The sequence below is a fragment of the Paenibacillus sp. GCM10023252 genome (assembly GCF_042653305.1).
Lineage (GTDB): Bacteria > Bacillota > Bacilli > Paenibacillales > Paenibacillaceae > Pristimantibacillus.
On the sequence record NZ_JBHSHW010000017.1, the window covers coordinates 1 to 1,352 of the forward strand.

The following is a 1,352-nucleotide window of genomic DNA, read 5'->3' on the forward strand; positions in this document are numbered from 1 at the left end:
GAGATGTTTTCAAGTTCGATTTCAATTCAAGTACAATTAATAACAATAATTATAAGGATAATGAAAATTTTATAGAACCAATAAGAACATTTTTTAAAGAGCAGTTTGGAAGAGAGTTTTAAGAAGAGGCAACTTCACCTAACACCATATTCACGCATCGGGCCATTCGGCCCTCGGTCCGGCCGGAGATAGAAGTGTAGTCGAAGAGGTATTTCAGTAGCAGAGGAGCATAATCAGCCGGACACACCCGCACCACCTAACCGCATCGCGGCCGTCCCTTCAGGACTTAAGGTGGTGGGGCGTCGTGAATACAAGAACGTTAGCAGAAATTAATGCAAAGGATCGATAAACATGAACGATCTTTTTAGTCGGTACACAAGTAGCTTTGTTCTCACAGGAGATTTAAGTAATGATATAGATACTTTCTATAAAATGAATAATGACTTAAGGACATTGAATCATACATTAGAGGTTGCTGAAGAAGCTGAACGGATAGCTAATTTATTTGAGATTGATTCATTTAAGGTTGTACGTGCTGCGCTTTTACATGATATCAGTAATGTAATTCCAATCTCCACAATGTTAGATGTAGCGAAAACATTGTCTATTGAAGTACTTGAAGAAGAACTTAAATATGATAGAAGCGTACATCAAAAACTATCAAAGTACATGGCACAAGAATTTTTAGTATCTCTGATGAAGAGATCTTAAATGCAATTGAGAGTCATACCACCCACAAACCAAAAGCAAATATGACCGATAAGATATTATTTGTTTCTGATAAGATTTCGTGGAAATTACCGGGAGAACATCCGTACCTACTAGAAATGAGAGAAGAAGTAAATAAACGAGAAATTAATAAAGCAATAATAATATATCTCAATCACATATGGGACCAACGAAATATTCTAAAGCTTGTACACCCCTGGCTAATAAAGGCCAGAGAAGAGATGTTGGAAAGTTATTCAGGGGGGCAATAACATCTGCTAACACCATATTCACGCTTCGGGGCATTCGCCCCTCGGTCCGGACCGAAGCTGAAGGGCCGTGGGTAACTCAGTCCGGACACACCTGCAAGGCTAAGTGGCGGAGCAACCCGGCTTCCTGGTCGCTTCGCTTGACCAGGACTGCAGCTTAAGCCTTTTGGCGTCATGAATATCAGAACGTTATCTGAAACTCCTGAAGTAACACAAAGGAGAGATGCCCATCCGCAATCGTCCAGGAAACCAGTTGACGGTTACGGAACGCAAGATCTGATTCATGAGGCATCGGAGTGCCTCATGACGGTTTTCTCCCCTCCCCCTAAACACCAAAAAAGAATAAACACTGGGACAAAACATGACTAAGAAATT

1 protein-coding gene is annotated in these 1,352 nt (G+C 40.9%); it reads left to right on the plus strand.

Features of this window, described 5'->3' with window-relative positions; genetic code table 11:
- Window positions 1-351: 351 nt before the first annotated feature.
- Complete coding sequence (locus tag ACFO9Q_RS10210; RefSeq protein ID WP_379181461.1) at window positions 352-711, plus strand: HD domain-containing protein; 360 nt, start codon at window positions 352-354, stop codon at window positions 709-711.
- Window positions 712-1,352 lie beyond the last annotated feature (641 nt).